This is a genomic window from Dactylosporangium sp. McL0621 (genome assembly GCF_049995355.1).
In the GTDB taxonomy this organism is placed as follows: Bacteria; Actinomycetota; Actinomycetes; order Mycobacteriales; family Micromonosporaceae; genus Dactylosporangium.
The window spans coordinates 10,095,599-10,111,533 of the sequence record NZ_CP188259.1; the positions used below are offsets into that span (position 1 = coordinate 10,095,599).

Sequence of the window (15,935 nt, forward strand, 5' to 3'; positions counted from 1 at the left end):
AGCCCCGCGCGGACCTGTAAAGCTGCCCGCCGGGGCCGGACGTGCGGTCCTACGATGAACGGGTGCATGAACCGACCGACTCGTCAGTAGGCGTCTCGGCCCAGGACTTCGGCCCGTTGCCGGGACGGCCGCGGGCCAAGCGCCGCTCGCAGCGGCAGATCGAGGAGAGCGTCGAGATCAAGGCCGCGATCGTCCGGGCCGCGCTCGTGGTCTTCGCGCAGCGCGGTTACACGCAGACGACGTTGGAGGCGGTCGCCAAGACCGTCGGACTGACCCGATCCGGGATTCTGCACCACTTCTCGTCGAAGGACGCATTGTTCCAGGCGGTGCTGGAGCTGCAGATGTCGTGGGCCCAGCAGCAGGCCGAGCCGGCGGGCGGGGACCCGGCGCTGGGTGGGCTGGCGGCGTTCCTCGGCAAGGCCGGCAACGCCCAGGTGCCGCTGCAGCTGGCGCACGTGCTCGAGGGCGAGGCGATCGCGGGGAACGCGGCGGCCGCGGAGCATGTGCGGGGCCGGGCCGCATTCGTGGAGCAGGAGGTGCGGCGCCGGTTGGCGATCGGGCTCGAGCGCGGCGAGGTCGCGGCCGATGTCGATCCGGACGCGGCGGCGACGCTGGTCACCGCCGCGATCAACGGCTTGCAGGCGGCTTGGCTGCTGGAACCCGCTACGGACACCGAGCGGGCGTTCGAGCTGCTGCTGCGGTTGCTCGCGCCGTCAGCGGGCGCCGCGGACGCCTAGGATCATCAGGCCGCTGACGACGGCGTAGGCGCGGCCGGCAATGAACAGCGCCGTGTAGTTGCCTCCTGCGCCGAGCCCGATGAACAGCGGGGGCGATCGCCGGCGCGAGCGACTGCGGCAGCGTGTTGGCGATGTTCATGACGCCGAGGTTCTTCCCCGCGTCCTGGTGGCGGTTGGGCAGCACGTCTGTGACCAGGGCCAAGTCGACGGCGAAGTACGTGCCCTGGCCCAGACCGATCAGGGCCATCGCGACGAAGTACTCCGGCCTCGCTGGTCGAGGCAGCGGTCGGTCTCGGCGCTTGCCGCATCGACGTGCGGAGCGGGAAGCTGCCGAACGCCCGGAAGCGGCCGCCGTCGCGGCGGCCGGTCTCGGCGTACAGGTCGTTGATGAAGCGCGCCGCGTCGGCGGCGCTGGCCGGGTCGGCGACCTCAGTGTGAGGCCGATCGCCGCGAGGATCTGCACGTCGACGCCGACGCTGTCCATCGTCGGCCGCTGCCGCCGGTCGTCGCGCTGGCGGCCGGCGAAGGCCAGGTCCTGGCGGCCGTGCTGCACCAGCCGGTCTATGTACCCGGCGGCCCAATAGTGGACGTGCACGTCGATGCGCATACGTCTCCCTCGGTTGCGTCGCGCCGTGACCGCGGTCACTCACGTAGCAGCCAAGCTACGGACTGACTAGTCAGTCGGTCCAGCGAGAGGCGGTAGGAACCTTGCGCCTGAACGTAACGTCGTATGACGACGTGATACGGTCGAACCGTGGTGGAGCGGGAGTACCTGTGGACGGATGAGGGCCTTGCCGTTGCCCGTCGTCGCAAGGTTGCCCTTGAGGAGGTAGAACAGGCGCTGCACGCCCCGCCCGGTCTACGGTTCGAGCGACAGATCGGGGATCTCCTGCTCGTCGTTATGGGCATGGTTGGTAGCGCGCGAGTCGTCGCGGTGATCTGTGAACAGTTGCATCGGACGACCAAATATCGGATCTTGAGCGTGAAGGCGCTCGCCGGTGCAGAGCTGGATGAGTGGAGGAGGCGGGTTCTGTGAGTGATCCAGACTTCGATCGGATGTCCAAGGACGAGATCGTCGCGTGGTTCAACGCCGCGGAGGATGTCTCGCCGCTGCTGGCCGCGGCGACGCCCGTGTCCGATGAAGTGGCCTCGCCCGTCACGGACGGGCCGATGGCCCTGATCAGCATCCGGCTGCCGGTTGCGATGGTCGACGAGTTGGACAGCCTCGCGGACCTGGCGCACACGCGACGGTCCGACATCATCCGGAACGCCCTGGCGTCCTACATCAAGGACCGGACCGCGCCGGTCGGGCCCGATGACGCGCAGCAGGCGCTCGAGGTGCTGCGGAAGGTGGTCGCCGGGCGGTTCGGCAGCCAGGCCGAGGCCGCGTAGGCCGGCCGCTCCGCCCGCCGGCCCGATACCTCCAGAGAGGCCGGTCCCGCCGCCGCGGTTGGCTGCGGCGCGGCGGCGGGACCGGCTTTTACGCGCTGGTGCAGGTCAGCGCCGGGGTCGTGGCGGTACCGGTGCCGAGCAGCCCGAACGTCGTGGAGGCGTTGGCGGCCACCGTGCCGTTGTAGCTCTCATTCACGACAGTGGCGTTGGAACCGCTCGTGGTCAGCTTGCCCTTCCACACCTGCGAAATGCTCTGCCCGCTACCGAGCGACCACTTCACCGTCCACCCGGAGATCGCCGAGCTCCCCGCCTTCACCGTCACCTCACCCTGGAACCCGCCGTCCCACGTGTTCGTGGTGCTGTAGCTCGCCGAACAACCCTTGCCACCCGCAGACGACGAAACCGACGGCGACGTGGACGTGGGCTTGGTCGACGTCGGGGTGGTGTTGCCGCCGGAGAGGGTGGGACCGGCGCAGGACGGTGTGCGCGGCCCGCTGCGGGTCGAGGATCCCGGTCTGGATCCTATGCGTGCGAGAATGCGATCATGATCGAGTACCGGGCCCACTTCGGCTTCGACATTGAGTTTGCCAACGGCGGTTCGCTGGCCGGTGAGGGGTTCCGGCTCGACCTGCCCGCGCCGGACCTGTCCGAGGCGGCCATCGGCGCGCTGCTCGTGCGGCATCTCGGGCTCGCGCTCGTTGGATCGGTACACCTGCGGGATCTCGAAATCGTCGAGGAGACGCACCGGGGTAGCCGGGGAGTCGAGACGGCGCCGGTCGCTGCGCGCGTTGTCGATCTGAGTCACCGCATCCGGGCCGGGCTCGTCACCTATCCGGGGCTGCCCGCGCCGACGATCGCGCCGCACCTCACGCGCGAGGACTCGCGTGCCCGGTACGCGGCCGGCACCGAGTTCGCGATGGACATCATCACCATGATCGGCAACACCGGCACGTACCTCGACGCGCCGTTCCACCGGTACGCCGACGGGGCCGATCTCGCGCGGCTCGACCTGGCCACGCTCGTGGACCTGCCCGCCGAGGTGTTTCACCTGCACGACGCTTGGAGCGCCGATGCGCGCGGCATCCGGGCCGCGACCCTCGCCGATCGGGGCGTGCGCGGCGCCGCGGTGCTGCTCGACACCGGGTGGAGCCGGCACTTCGGCACGCCGGAGTACGGGCGCGGGGCGCCGTTCCTCACCGGTGAGGCGGCCGAGTACCTCGTCGAGGCCGGCGCGGTGCTGGTCGGCATCGACTCGGTGAACATCGACGATGCCGAGAGCGGCGGGGAGCGCCCGGCGCACAGCGTCCTGCTGCGGGCCGGCGTCCACGTCGTCGAGCACCTCACGAACCTGGCCGCCCTGCCCGCCCGCGGCGCGCGGTTCACGGCCGCGCCGCCGGCGGTGGAGGACTTCGGCACGTTCACGGTGCGGGCCTTCGCCCGCCTGCCGTAGCGGCGTCGCACGGGGAGCGACCCGCACCGCGTCGTTGTACGCACAAACGCGCGGTGCGGGTATCGGATCGACGTCAGACGATCAAACCTCAGACGAGGGCGAACTTCTGCGCGCCGCTGCCGTTGCAGTCCCAGATCTGCAGGCGGGTGCCGTTGCCCGTCGCCCCGTTGGGCGAGTCCAGGCACCGGCCCGACTGCGGGTTGCGCAGCGAGCCGTCGGCCTGCTGCACCCACTTCTGCCCGCCGACGCCGTTGCAGTCCCAGAGCTCGACCTGTGCGCCGAGCGCGGTCCCGTTCCCGACGATGTCCAGGCAGCGGCCCAGCGTCGACAGCGAACCGTCGGCGTTGTGCGTCCAGTGCTGGTCCACCGCGTAGGACTGGCAGTCCCACAGCTGCACCGCGGTCCCGTTGCCGCCCGTATCGTCGCCGCCCACGTCCACGCACTTGCCACCCGGGCCGGTGATCGTCCCGGCGGCCGACGCTCCGCCGCCGGTTCCGCCGCTGGTGAGCAGGAACCGGTTGTTGGCCGTGTTCCAGTGGGTGGCGAGGTACGACCCGGCGGGCGGGCTGGTGTTGAAGTAGTCGTCCTTGTTGCAGTCCAGGCGGTTGTCCTGGGCCTGGTCACCGCAGACGACCCGCAGGACCGTCCCCGGCCCGTCGTTGTAACACATGATGTCGTAGTCATCCGTGCAGTGCCCGTACGCGGTGTGGTTCGGCAAACTGGACATCACCGCACCCATCGCATGCGTCAGCTCATGCGCGGCCGGCCCCGAACCCCAGCACCCCGAGTCCACCCGGGAGAATTGTTTAACTTTGTTGACTGATTGCTATTCGACCCCGCCAGGGCGCGCCCTCGGCGGCCGTAGCCGCCACACTCCGAACGAGCAGACGACCACGATGACCCCCGCGATGACCACGAAGAACCACGGCGGCGCGACGATCGACTCCCGCACCTTGCCGCACGGGTCCGACGCCGAATAGTGCACCAGGGAGCGGCCGCCGACGCTGATCTCGCGCGCCGGCGGGTTCGAGCCCGTGTCGACCCGCGACTCGCAGGTCCGCCCGGTCGCGTCCACGAACGTGACCTCGTACACCCGGCGGCCCGGCACGTCCGTCATGATCCTGACCACGGCGGCGTCGACGGTCGCGCCGCGGGCGTCGTCGATCGCCTGCCCGGCGGCCGCCGCCCCGGCGGCCAGGAACACGGCCGCCGCCAGCAGCAGCACGACGCGGCCCGCCCGCCGGTTCCCCCGATCTCGCCGAGTCTGCATGTCCGTACGCTACCTGCCGTCGTGGTAGAACAAGATCACCGTGCCGCTGTCCCCGCTGGCCAGGCCGGTCCCCTTGCTGGGCACCTTCACACCGACCTTGTCGGACAACCCCACGCCGCCCATCACCGTATGGACCGGACGGCCGGCGTCGTTGCTTCCCCAGGCGTAGCCGCCCGCGACCGGCCCGCCACCGCCCTCGACCGTGTCGAAGTGTCCCTTCTGATCGGCGATGTCGCCGTCCGACAGGACCGCTTGAACGGACAAGCCCCCGCCGGCCTGTACCCCCTGGCTGGTCCCGCCGGTCGCCCAGATGCCCCAGCCGTGCGAGTCGATGCCGATGCAGACGGACCCGCTGACGCCGAACCAGGCCGCGGCGCCTCCGGCCAGGCAGATTCCCATCGTCCCCGGGCCCGAGGTGGCACGGCATTGGTACATCCCCGTGCCGTGGATGACGAGGCATCCGCCCTCCACCTCGACGACGACCCCTTCAGAGCCGTCACCCGGGGCGACGACGACGCCCTTGGGCATGATCAGCAGCCCGCTCGCCGTCGGCCGGCTGCCCGTGTCCGGCGGGCCGGGATTCGGGTTGACCGGCATGACCAGCGGCCCGCTGGCCGTGGGACGGCTTCCCGGGTCGGGGACCTGGGAGGTGGTCCAGCTGGCGCAGCCCTCCACGCTGATTGCGCAGCCAGGCTTGTTGTTGGGGACCTTCTTGCGGGGATCGGTACCGCCGTTGCCGTAGTGCGGTGCGCCGCAGTTCTCCAGGTGCGTGAGGGAGCACGGGTACTCGAACGCGGGAGAGTCGGTGGGAGCGTGGTCGTTGTAGAGGCCGGCCGGGTCGCTGCCGTTGACCGGATCGTTCCCGGCGTAGCCGTAGCCGCCGATCTGGTTGAGGTCGTTGCCCTCGAAGACCGGGTCGCGCTGCAGGAAGCGGCCGGTGAGCGGGTCGTAGTTGCGGGCGCCGAGCAGGTCCAGGCTCGAGGCCGGGTCGGCGGGCTGGTTGACGAAGGCCCGGTTGTCGGCCCAGGCGCCGGGCGCCGTGCCGCGGGTGGCGCCGAACGGGGTGAAGTACCGCCGGCTCTCGGTCTGGGCGGCGCCGGCGTCGATCGACAGGCCGTGGGTGCCCTGGGCGTTGCCGAACTCGTACGTCAGCGCGCCGGACGAGGAGCGCACCAGGCACGGACCGTCGGCCAAGGGGTAGTACCGCAGCCCGCTGAGCGTGTTGCTGCCGACGTCGAGGGTGAGCTGCTCGCCGCCGAGGTACAGGGTCACCTTGGTCGACGAGCCGGTCTTGGTCCGCTGCAGCAGCAGGTTGCCGTCGGCGTCGTAGCGGTAGGTGGCCTGGTTGCCGGAGACGGCGTCGGTGACCGACTCGGTCCGGTTCTGCGGCGTGTAGGTGATCGTCTGGTTGGCGCCGCCGCCGATCGTGCGGGTGGTGGTGTTGCCGGCCAGGTCGTACACGTAGCTGTCGGTGGTGTCGGTGGGGCCGTCGTTGAGGACCGACTGCACCTTGTCACCGGTGTAGCTGCTGGTGCGCAGCACGTCGTGCGCGGTGTTGCCGTCCACCGCGTGGTCGGTCGTGGTGGCGCGGTTGCTCGCGGCGTTGTAGGTGAAGGACTGCCAGTACTTCGCCGGGCCGCCGAGATTCGCCGCGCTGCCCGATGTGTGGTCGCAGCCGCCGATGTTCGGCACCGACGGCGCCGCCGCGGTGTGGGTGCCCCCGGAGTCGCTCCAGGCCTCGGTCAGCCGGCCGAGCTGGTCGTAGGAGTAGCACTGCAGGTCGGTGGCGGCGCCGCCGCCCTGGGCGTCCTTGACCGCGGTGACGTTGCCGGCCGGGTCGAACAGGCTGACGGCGTCGTCGACGTGCGCGCCCGCCGACTCCTTGTCGACGAACTGCTCGGTGACCCGGCCGGTCGCCGCGTCGTAGTGCGTGGTCTGCACCACCTGGTTCGGCATGTCGCCGAGCGTGAGCGTGGTGTGGTTGCCGAACGGGTCGATGATGGCCGAGGTGAGGAAGTCGGCGTTGCCGGCCACCACGGTCGGGACGCCGTTCTGGTTGTACTGCGTCGTCACCGTCTCCGCGGGCAACCCGCCGTCGGCGTTGTAGGTCGTCGCCGTCGGCAGTCCGGTGATCGCCTTGTACGACGTGCCGCTGCTGTACGTGCCGGCCAGCTTCGCCTCGTCGGCGGGCCCGGTCGACGGGATCGTCACCGTGCTGCCCGTGATGGCGCCGCGGTTGGTGTAGCCGGTGACCGCCTTCACGTAGGCGGCGCCGCCCACGTACGCGGTCGACGCGGCCAGCTGGCCCTTGCCGCCCGGCGCGGTGTCGTAGTCCCACTTCGCCAGCAGCGTCGCGCCGTCGCTCTCGGTCTTCTTCCGGCCGAGCTCGTCGTACGTCCACGTGATCGTCCTCGGCCGGGCGTCGGCCTGGCTGAGCAGGTCACCGGCCGCGTTGAAGTGGGTCGTCACGGTGCCGGCGTCCGGATCGGCGGCGGTGGCCGGCCGGCCGTGCAGGTCGTAGGTGTAGGTCCAGACCTGCCCGCCGGGCCCCGTCACCTTGGCGGGTTTGCCGGCCGGGGAGTAGCCGTAGGAGATGATCGAGGCGTGGGCGGCGTTGCCGTCCGGGGTCGCGGTGGTGTAGTTCCACAGCGCGCTGGTGTGGCCGCGGGCGTCGGTGAACGTGCTCGTCGCGGTGCCGCCGGCCGGCGGGGTGACGTCGGTGCGCTCGCCGCCCGGGTAGGCGGTGGTGGTGGTCCACTGGAGCTGGCCGAGGGAGTAGGCGGCGACGCCGGTGGGGCGGCCCTGCCCGTCGTAGGTGGCGACCTTCTCAGCCGGGACGGAGGCGTCGGCGGCCGGGTAGATCGTGGCGCTGGGGAATGCGGTGACGTAGAACGGCCGGGTCTTCTTGGTCGCCCAGCCGTGGGTGTCGTAGAAGCTGTCGGTGACGAGCGAGCCGTTGCTGCCGTCCAGGGAGACGGTCTGGGCCTGCCGTTCCCGGCCGAGGCCGTCGTAGATCGTGTACGCCCAGGCGTAGGTGGAGTCGTCGCGCAGCGTCTTCGTCGAGGCGTACGACGGCGCCGTGGTGCCGTTGACGCTGTAGGCGTGCACGATACTGGCCGACTGGGTCGTGGCCCGGCCCGGCAGCCAGACGCTGGTGAGGCGGCCGAGGCCGTCGTAGGCCTGGGAGGTGGCGTTGTTGTTGGGGTCGACGGTCTTCGTCGGCAGCTGCCGCGCCTGGTCCATCGTGATGACGGTGGCCTGGCTGAACGTGGTGTCGGTGCTGGTGACGGTGGTCGGCAGCTGCCCGGCCGGCGGCGCGTAGGTCCTGGTCGTGATGAGACCGCGCGCATCGGTGCTCGACGTCGGGCGGCCGTACGCGTCGAACGTCGCGTCCGAGGTGGTCGTGGCGTAGACCGGCGTCGAGCCGGTGTACGAGTCGACGTCCTCGGTGCGGGACGCGTCGCCGGCGGCGGTGATGACGCCCGGTGCGGCGTTGCCGTCGTAGTAGGTCAGCGTGTCGGCGATGGTGGTCGTCGCGCTCGGCGCGGTGCCGCAGGGCCCGGCGACCGTGAGCTTGCGGTTGAAGTAGCTCACCATGCCGGCGTTGACACCGGCGGGCGGCGTCGCGTACGTGGCGGTGGAGCACGTCTCCTGGGAGTCGGCGGTGCCGAGCAGGGACACGTCGCCCTGGTCGTCGCTCTGCTGCGGCAGGCCCGTCGTGGCGGAGAACGTGTCGGTCCGCTTCGCGGTGCGCCACGCGCCGGTGCTCAGCAGCGTCAGCCGCTTGCTGGTGCCGACGTTGACGAACTGCGCGAGCTGCGCCGGCAGCCCCGGCTGGGCGTTCTCGGCGTGCGACGCGGTCTGCGCCGACCACGGCAGGCCGATCTCCTTGGCCGTGACCGTGCCGCCGGCCTGCGTGTACGTGTCGGTCTCCAGCACCATGCCGCCGTACTGGTTCGCGTCGACGACCGCGTCGCCGGTGCTCGCCGTGACGGTCACGGACTTCTGGGTGCCGCCGGTCTGGCTGTTGTAGTCGCCGTTCATGCCGCGCAGGTACGTCGTGGACGTCTGCGTGACCGGGTCCGGTGCGGCCCCGGTCGTCTTGACGACCTGCCCGAAGCCGCGGAACTGGCTCCAGCTGCGCCGCGCGTTCTTGGTGGACACCGAGTCGTCACGGTGCCAGGCGGCGTCGCCGACGTAGCTGTAGTTCGTCTCCAGGTCCTTGGACCCGACGATGACCGGGTCGTGCTGGACGACCTTGGTGACGACCCACTTCTGGAACCAGTCCGACACCGGCGACGTCTGGCCCTGCCCCTGCCAGTACTGCTGGTAGCACAGCATCGTGTTGTTCGTCGCCGACGGCAGGTGCGAGGCGCCCGGCGTCTGGTCACAGGCCTGGATCGTCGCGGTACTGTTCGCGTAGGTGACCGTGACCTGCTCGCCGGTCTCCGTGGTGATCTTGTCGATCCGCTGGTGGTTGTACGCCGGCCAGGTCCCCGACCCCGGCACCCGGTTCGCCATCGTCTGCGTGCCCGTGAAGATGACCGGCGGGACGTTGGCCGCGGTGGTGGCGTTGTTGCCGGTGTGCGTGATCGAGTCCAGCCACAGCGACGGGCTCGAGCCGTCGTTCGGGTCGGGGAACGAGTGCGCCAGGGCGTAGGTGTCGACCGGCTTGTAGGTGCCGCCCTTGTTCACCAGCGTCTGGATCTGGCTCAGCTCGACCGTGGAGAAGTACGAGATGCCGCCGATGAGGCAGGTGCCGCTGGACTTGCAGATCTGGTCGAACGGGGTGTCCGGCCAGTCCGGCGCCGTCGTCTTCGTCAGGTTGTCCACAGTGGAGCACTCGGTGGCCGTACCCTTGCACCGCTGCACCGTGCTGAACACGACCTCGGCGGCCGGGTTCGGCGTGGCCTGCCCGGCGACGTCGGAGGCCCGCCAGCCGTAGTTGATCTGCTTGAGGTATCCGGCGCGGGTGTAGGAGGTCAGGGTGTGCGCGCTGCTGCGGGCGTAGTAGTTCGTCTCGGTGCCGTAGGAGTACGTCGTGGCGTTGCCGTGCGGGTCGACGACGTAGTCGAGGTTCCACCGGTAGGCCATGTTCGGTGTGAAGCTGTTCGTCCCGGTGCCCGGGCTGTAGCACGGGTCGCCGGACTTCGGGCAGTACACCGGCTGGGTCCACGCCCCGCTGGATGCCGGGTCCGCGCCAGTGCCACCCTCCGCGGTGGGCAGGTGACCGGCGCCGAAGTACAGGCGGGTGCCGTCGGGCTGCGTGACGACCCAGTACTCGCCGTTGTAGGCGCCGTTGTTCCCGCCCGTCTTCAGCTCGATCGTCGCGCCGTTGTCGGCGGACAAGTGCCACTTGTGGGATGCGTCGTCGTAGACCAGACCGCCGGACATGCCGGCGACGTCGAGCGACACCTCCTGGCCGCCCCAGCCCCAGCAGGTGTCGCCGGAGCCGGTGATGCCGTCGTCGGCGCACGGGAGGTAGGCCCGCTCGATGAAGCCCGGGCTGTACGACCAGCCGGAGCCCACCCAGTCCGACTGCGCGTTCGTCGAGGCGGTCATCCCGTCCACGGCCGCCGACGAGTAGGCCAGCGAGACGTCCGGGGCCGCGCCGCCCAGCGCGGGCGGCACCGTCACCGGGTACGAGTAGTCGAAGCTGCCCGTCCCCGCCGCCGACCAGGCGTCGGAGGCCTTCAGGCTGGTCGCCGCGTAGGTGCCGGCCGAGCCGTCCGGCGCGCTGTCGACCGCGAGGACCGACATGCCCGCGCTCTGACCGGTCACGGCCACCGTCGCCGTCAGCCGGCCCGAACCCGCCTCCACGCTCGTCGCCACCGGGGTGCGGGTCTGGCACTCGGCCCGCTCCGGGGTGCTCAGCGCGCACGCCGGCAGCTGCACCAGCCGCAGCCGCTGCGCGTAGTTCCCGCCGAACCGGCCCGCGAACGCCCCCGGTGACACCTGCACCCGCACCGGCGCGGCGCCCGCCGAACCGTCGGCCCGGGACACCGAGAACAGCAGGCCCGAGTCCACCCGAGCCTGGGCGGCGCGGTCCTGCTTCGCGACCTCGACCCGGACCAGGCCCGGTGCGTCGGTGTTGCCTCCGACCCACACCGGCGCCCCGTCGACGGCGGCCGCGCTCCCACGGTGCTGCCGCTCCAGCTGGTCCAGGCCGCGCGTCGGAACCCCCGTCGCCGCGGTCAGCGACAGGGTCTGCGCCCCCGCGACGGGGTCGGCGAACCGCGGTGCCCGGTACTGCGCCATCGGCCGCGGCGCGGCGGCACCACCGGCGCCGGGAGCGTGCGGGTCGCGCGGCACGGCGGTCGTGGCCGGTCGCGGCGTGTTCGGCGGCGTCCACACCCCGCCCTTGGCCGCCGGCGGCGCCGCCACCGCATTGGCCACGAGGGCCATCTGCACGCCCAGCACGGCGGCCGTCACCAGCACGATGCCGCGGCGCCGGGCGGACGGACGAAACAAGATCAACTTGCGTACAGAGCCGTCCACAACAACCCCCGTCGCCCCCGCGCGGCCGCCGTCAGTCCACAGTGGATTGGAACATCGAGGCGCGCATCAATGCCTGAGCGAACCGTAGACCTGCCGCCCCGTTGCGCGGCATCCCCTTGGCGTGTGGTTCAAGTCATACACGGCGGCCGCCCGGGGTCTGAGCTGGTAATACTTGACGCCCAGCCGGCGACATGTCCACTTTGGACGGCTAAGCGATCATTCACGCTGGACGATTTCGGGCCCCCGGGCCGATCACCCTCGCCCTATCATTTGCGCCGTTTCCGCGACCTGGAACGGGGCCGGGTGACCTAGTCTTCGTAACGTGGCATCCACGGCGGATCATCCGCAGCAGCCGGGTCGCGGGCTGGTCATGGTGCGGTACGGGCTGGTGCCGGACGAGGACGGCCGTGCGCCGTCGGACGGCTGGCCGCGCCCCGTGGACAGCGAAGGACTGTGGGCGAGCCCCGCCGGGGAGGGGCTCTACCGGATCGAGAACACGCCGTGGTTCGCGCCGAACCTGGCCACCGGCGACGTCGTCGAGGCCGTCGAGCACGAGGGCGACCGCTGGGTCATGCGCAAAGCGCACTGGTCGGGCCGCCTGACCGTGCGGGTGGCGGCCGGCGATCCCGCCGCCGTGCTCGGCGCGTTCGCCGATCTCGGGGTTCGGGGCGAGAGCGCCGCCCCCGCGTACCAGCTGGCGGCGCTGGACATCCCGCCGGACGCGGACCTCGGCGCGATCCTCGGCCGGCTGCGCGCGGGTCGGTCCGAAGGGGCCTGGGACTACGAAGAGGCCTGCGTCTCCAGCGAATGGCGGGCCTTGTAGCGGTACCGAAGATCGCTCTCTGTGTATTTTTCATTGCCCTCGGTGGCGTCCGGGCTGTTCAGTCCCGAAGCCCGGCGGCGCGGGATGTGGGCGTCGTCCGTCGTGCGCCAGACTGCCCGCCTGACGTTCCGCCGTCGCCGGGAGGCTGGTATGGCCGGTTCACTGCGTCGCCTCATGATCGCCGCCACCGTCGTCGGGCTGGTGGCCGTGCTACCGGCGCCGCCGGCCCTCGCCGCCGGGTCGGGGGCGGTCGCCGGCAGCCTGAGCGAGGCGGGCGCGCCCGTGCCCGGGGCGACCGTGTCGCTGTTGCTCAACGTGTACCCGGTCAGCATCGCCACCGCCGTCACCGGGGCCGACGGCAGCTTCCGGCTCGACGGGGTGGCGCCGGGGACGTACAAGCTGAAGTTCGGTCTCCCCGGCGGGCTCGAGCAGTTCTACCCGGGCAAGACCGACTTCGCCTCCGGCTCGAGCATCACGGTCGCCGACGGGCAGACGACCGGGGGCGTCGCCGACACGGTCATCGCGCACGGTTCGCTCGCCGGGCACGTCACAACGGCCACGGGCGCGCCCGCGGCGCACGCGCTGGTCGGCATCGCCCGGCCGGCGTCGGCCGACCTCGCGCACGTGCTGACCGACGACACCGGCGGGTACCTCCTGCCGTATGTGGCGGCGGGCACGTACCAGGAGTTCGTGAGCGCGGCCGAGCGGGGCGCGCCGCGGCAGTGGGTGCACGGGCACAAGCGTGCGGCCGACGCCGACCCGGTCGCCGTCGCGCTCGGCCGGCGCACGATCGTCGACGAGGCGCTGCTGCCCCTCGGCACCATCTCGGGCCGGTACACCGACGCCGCCGGGCCGGTCGCGAGCCCGATGATCACCGCGTACTCGCAGAGCAGCGCCGCGGAGAACGTGGTCGCGTCCGGTCAGGCCGACGGGACGTTCCGGATGTTCGTGTACCCCGGGACGTACAAGGTGAAGTTCACCGCGCCCGCCGGCCACGGGCTGGACCAGTGGTCGCACGGCAAGGAGTCCGAGGGCACCGCGGACGTCGTCAGCGTGACCGCCGGCGGGGCCGCGGTGCTCGACGAACGGCAGCTGCCGACCGGCACCGTCCGCGGCCGGCTGACCGACGCCGCCGGCCGGCCGGTGGCCGGCGCCGGCGTGGCGGTCGCCGACCCGGTCCGGGACCGGCAGTTCCAGGCCACCACCGCCGCGGACGGCACCTGGTTCCTGACCGCGTGGACCGGCGCCTACCGGGTGAGCTTCAGCACCACGACCCAGACGCAGTGGGCGCCCGGCGCCGCCACGCCCGCCGGCGCCTCCGTCGTGACCGTCAACGACGGCGGGACGACCGTCGTCGACGACGCGCTCACCGCGCCCGGGTCGGTGACGGTCACCGCGGTCGACGCGCGGACCGGCGCCGCGTTGTCCACGTTCTGCGCCGAGACCGGCGGGCCGTCGGTCTACCTCCCGCCGGCCTGCACGCAGACCGGCACCGTCACCTTCCCCGAGGTCGGCGCCGGCCCGCTCGACGTGAAGGTGACCGACGGCGCCCACCTGGACGCCACCGTGTCCACCCGGGTCGTCGCCGGACGGCGCACCGCCGTCACCGCGCGCCTGGACGCGGGCGCGACAATCGCGTTCACGCTCGTGGACACGGTCACCGGCGCGCCGGTCGACGGCTGCGTCAACCTCGTGCCGACGACCCGGGCGCCCGACCCGTACGCCGGGTACGCCGGCGCGTGCGGCAGCGGCACGATCACGCTGGACCGGGTACCCCCGGAGCCGTATGCGGCCTTCGCGAGCGCCTCCGACGGCACGCACGGCGCCCAGTGGGTCGGCCCGCACGGCGGGGTGGGGGCCCGGGCCGCCGCGCTGGCGATCGCGCCCGCCGCGGGTGGCACGACCGCGGTCACCGTCCGCTACGACGGCATCCGCACCATCACCGGCACGGTCACCGACCGCGCGAGCGGCGCACCGGTCGCGGGCGCGGCCGTGAGCACGTTCGTGCCGGAGGCGAGCACCGACGCGGCCGGCCGCTACACGATCGACCGCCTCGGACCGTACCGGTGGACGCTGTCGTTCACGCAGCCGTCCTACGCGGGCCAGGCGTCGGCGCAGTACACCGTCGCCCTGAGCCGTGGCACGACGGTCACCGGACGGATCAAAGGCAGTTTCGGCGGTACCCCGCAGTCGGCGACGGTATCGATCGTCGACGCCCGCACCCTCGACGTGGTGTCGCAGGTCGACGCCGCGGCCGACGGCACCTACACCGCGCACGTCGCGCCGCCGGAGCGGATTCGGGTGACCGTGCAGTACACCCTGCACTCCTGCCCCGGCACCGCGACGAGCCGCGACACCCTGGTCCACGGCCCGAGGACGGTCAACCTGACGGTGCCCGAGACCTGCGGCGTGTAGCGAACGCGTGCCGGTCAGCCACGGCGTTTGGCGAACGCCGCCGTCAGCCACGGCGTTTGGCGAACGCCGCCGTCAGCCGCGGCTGCCCGCGGTCATCACCACCAGGCCGAGGCACATCTCGTCGCTGGTGCCGTCGCCCCAGACCACGTACCGCGGCGCGCTGCCCTTCAGCTGCGGCAGGAGCCCCCGCAGCGCGGCGTCGTGCGTGCACGTCACCCGCAGCGTGTCGCCCGGCTTCAGCGCGACCGGCGTGTCGAGCGGGCGGATCGCCTGGTCGTCGAAGTTGTAGTTGGGCACGTCGAGCAGCGTCTTGGCGCCGGCGGTACCCGGGTTCAGCTCGATCTTGATGGAACGTCCGAGCAGGTGCATGTGCCCGGCGACCGCGTACACCGTGGCCGCCTGCGGCACCTTGTGGTCGCAGTGCTGGGTGACGCCGGCGACGGGCGGATTGCCCTTGTTGCACTGCTTGATGAGCTGGTCCTCGGTGCCGCCGATGTCGTCGCCGAAGCGCTTGCCGACGTCGGCCACGGCGGCCGAGCGGTCGCACAGCGGGCCCGACTCGCCCGCGGTACACGGCAGCTCGATCGGCGCGGGCAGCAGGCCGGTCTGCAGCGCGGTCATCGCGGCCGTGTCGTCGTTGATCCGCAGCCGGATGCCCGACTGGTCCGCCCCGCCGGGACGGCCGCCGGTGGCGAGCAGGTTGTAGTGGACCTGCATGACCACCATGCTGCCGGGCGGCATCGGGTAGCCGAGGTTCGGCGCGAGCAGCGTCTCGTTGGCGCCGGGGGCCCACGACGCGACCCAGGCATCGCCGTTCACGCCCGAGTCGCCGAAGCACGTCCAGCCCTCCCCCGGCGAGTCGGCGTCGAGCTTGCGCGCCTGGTCGGCGGCCCCGGGGGCGATCCGGAAGAAGATCGCGTGGTGCACGATGGCGGCGTTCTGCGGCAGGAACTGGCTCCCGGTCAGGTACGCCGTCTTGGTGAGCTTCGGATCGATCAGGAAGCAGCGGTACTCGTCGGTGCCGCCGTTCGGCGCCTGTGGCGTGTAGGCGGCCGGCATGCTCAGACTCTGGAAACGCTCGCCCGCGCGCAGCGGAGCGGCCGGCGGCGCCGAGACATGCCCGGCGTGCGGGTCCGACACGGCGGGCGCGGCCCCGGCCGGCTCGGTGTTGTTCGACGGCGATCCACACGCGGCGACGACGGACATCGCCGTCGCCAGCCCGATGGCCAGGACGACCAGTGCTCGCCTGGCCTGACCCACGTTCCTCATCACGGCCTCCCCCTGGACGATGACAGGGATCAATACTTTCAGGCCGCCGTGGAACACACCTCCGGGAATTCCCCCCATTAC

At 71.8% G+C, this 15,935-nt stretch carries 11 protein-coding genes; 6 read left to right on the plus strand and 5 right to left on the minus strand.

Annotated elements, in window-relative coordinates; genetic code table 11:
- Positions 1–62 precede the first annotated feature (62 nt).
- The 3 genes from ACPPVO_RS47775 (at position 63) to ACPPVO_RS47785 (ending at position 2,129) form a co-directional block, all read left to right on the plus strand.
- Positions 63–737, plus strand: a complete 675-nt coding sequence (locus ACPPVO_RS47775; RefSeq protein WP_426505587.1) for a TetR/AcrR family transcriptional regulator — start codon at positions 63–65, stop codon at positions 735–737.
- A gap of 754 nt (positions 738–1,491) precedes the next feature.
- Positions 1,492–1,773, plus strand: coding sequence for a hypothetical protein (locus ACPPVO_RS47780; RefSeq protein WP_426505588.1), 282 nt, complete (start codon positions 1,492–1,494; stop codon positions 1,771–1,773).
- Positions 1,770–2,129: a ribbon-helix-helix protein, CopG family gene (locus tag ACPPVO_RS47785; protein ID WP_426505589.1), complete on the plus strand. Its 360-nt coding sequence runs from the start codon at positions 1,770–1,772 to the stop codon at positions 2,127–2,129. Before ACPPVO_RS47780 ends, ACPPVO_RS47785 begins: the two co-directional genes overlap by 4 nt.
- A gap of 88 nt (positions 2,130–2,217) precedes the next feature.
- Here the strand turns inward: ACPPVO_RS47785 and ACPPVO_RS47790 are convergent, their stop codons facing one another.
- Complete coding sequence (locus tag ACPPVO_RS47790) at positions 2,218–2,694, minus strand: cellulose binding domain-containing protein (protein ID WP_426505591.1); 477 nt, start codon at positions 2,692–2,694, stop codon at positions 2,218–2,220.
- Between ACPPVO_RS47790 and ACPPVO_RS47795 the strand changes: the two genes are divergently transcribed.
- Positions 2,674–3,579 carry a cyclase family protein gene (locus ACPPVO_RS47795; RefSeq protein ID WP_426505592.1) on the plus strand — a complete coding sequence of 302 codons (906 nt, stop codon included), beginning with the start codon at positions 2,674–2,676 and terminating at the stop codon, positions 3,577–3,579. The two genes, ACPPVO_RS47790 and ACPPVO_RS47795, sit on opposite strands and share 21 nt — an antisense overlap.
- Before the next feature lie 88 nt (positions 3,580–3,667).
- On the opposite strand, the gene ACPPVO_RS47800 is transcribed toward ACPPVO_RS47795, so the two are convergent.
- The 3 genes from ACPPVO_RS47800 to ACPPVO_RS47810 all read right to left on the minus strand — a co-directional run bounded on the left by ACPPVO_RS47800 (position 3,668) and on the right by ACPPVO_RS47810 (position 11,320).
- Complete coding sequence (locus ACPPVO_RS47800; protein ID WP_426505594.1) at positions 3,668–4,306, minus strand: ricin-type beta-trefoil lectin domain protein; 639 nt, start codon at positions 4,304–4,306, stop codon at positions 3,668–3,670.
- A 99-nt stretch (positions 4,307–4,405) separates the two neighbouring features.
- Entirely contained in the window at positions 4,406–4,849 is a 444-nt protein-coding gene (locus ACPPVO_RS47805) for a hypothetical protein (RefSeq protein WP_426505596.1), read from the minus strand.
- Between the two features lie 9 nt (positions 4,850–4,858).
- Positions 4,859–11,320, minus strand: coding sequence for an RHS repeat-associated core domain-containing protein (locus ACPPVO_RS47810; protein ID WP_426505598.1), 6,462 nt, complete (start codon positions 11,318–11,320; stop codon positions 4,859–4,861).
- Between the two features lie 349 nt (positions 11,321–11,669).
- Here ACPPVO_RS47810 and ACPPVO_RS47815 point away from each other — a divergent pair, with 349 nt between their 5' ends.
- Both ACPPVO_RS47815 and ACPPVO_RS47820 read left to right on the plus strand, forming a co-directional pair.
- Complete coding sequence (locus ACPPVO_RS47815; RefSeq protein ID WP_426505599.1) at positions 11,670–12,170, plus strand: DUF4265 domain-containing protein; 501 nt, start codon at positions 11,670–11,672, stop codon at positions 12,168–12,170.
- 150 nt (positions 12,171–12,320) lie between these two features.
- Positions 12,321–14,585, plus strand: coding sequence for a carboxypeptidase-like regulatory domain-containing protein (locus ACPPVO_RS47820; protein WP_426505601.1), 2,265 nt, complete (start codon positions 12,321–12,323; stop codon positions 14,583–14,585).
- Positions 14,586–14,657: 72 nt separating this feature from the next.
- On the opposite strand, the gene ACPPVO_RS47825 is transcribed toward ACPPVO_RS47820, so the two are convergent.
- On the minus strand, positions 14,658–15,854 hold the full coding sequence (locus ACPPVO_RS47825; protein WP_426505603.1) for a monooxygenase: 1,197 nt from the start codon (positions 15,852–15,854) through the stop codon (positions 14,658–14,660).
- Between the last annotated feature and the right edge of the window lie 81 nt (positions 15,855–15,935).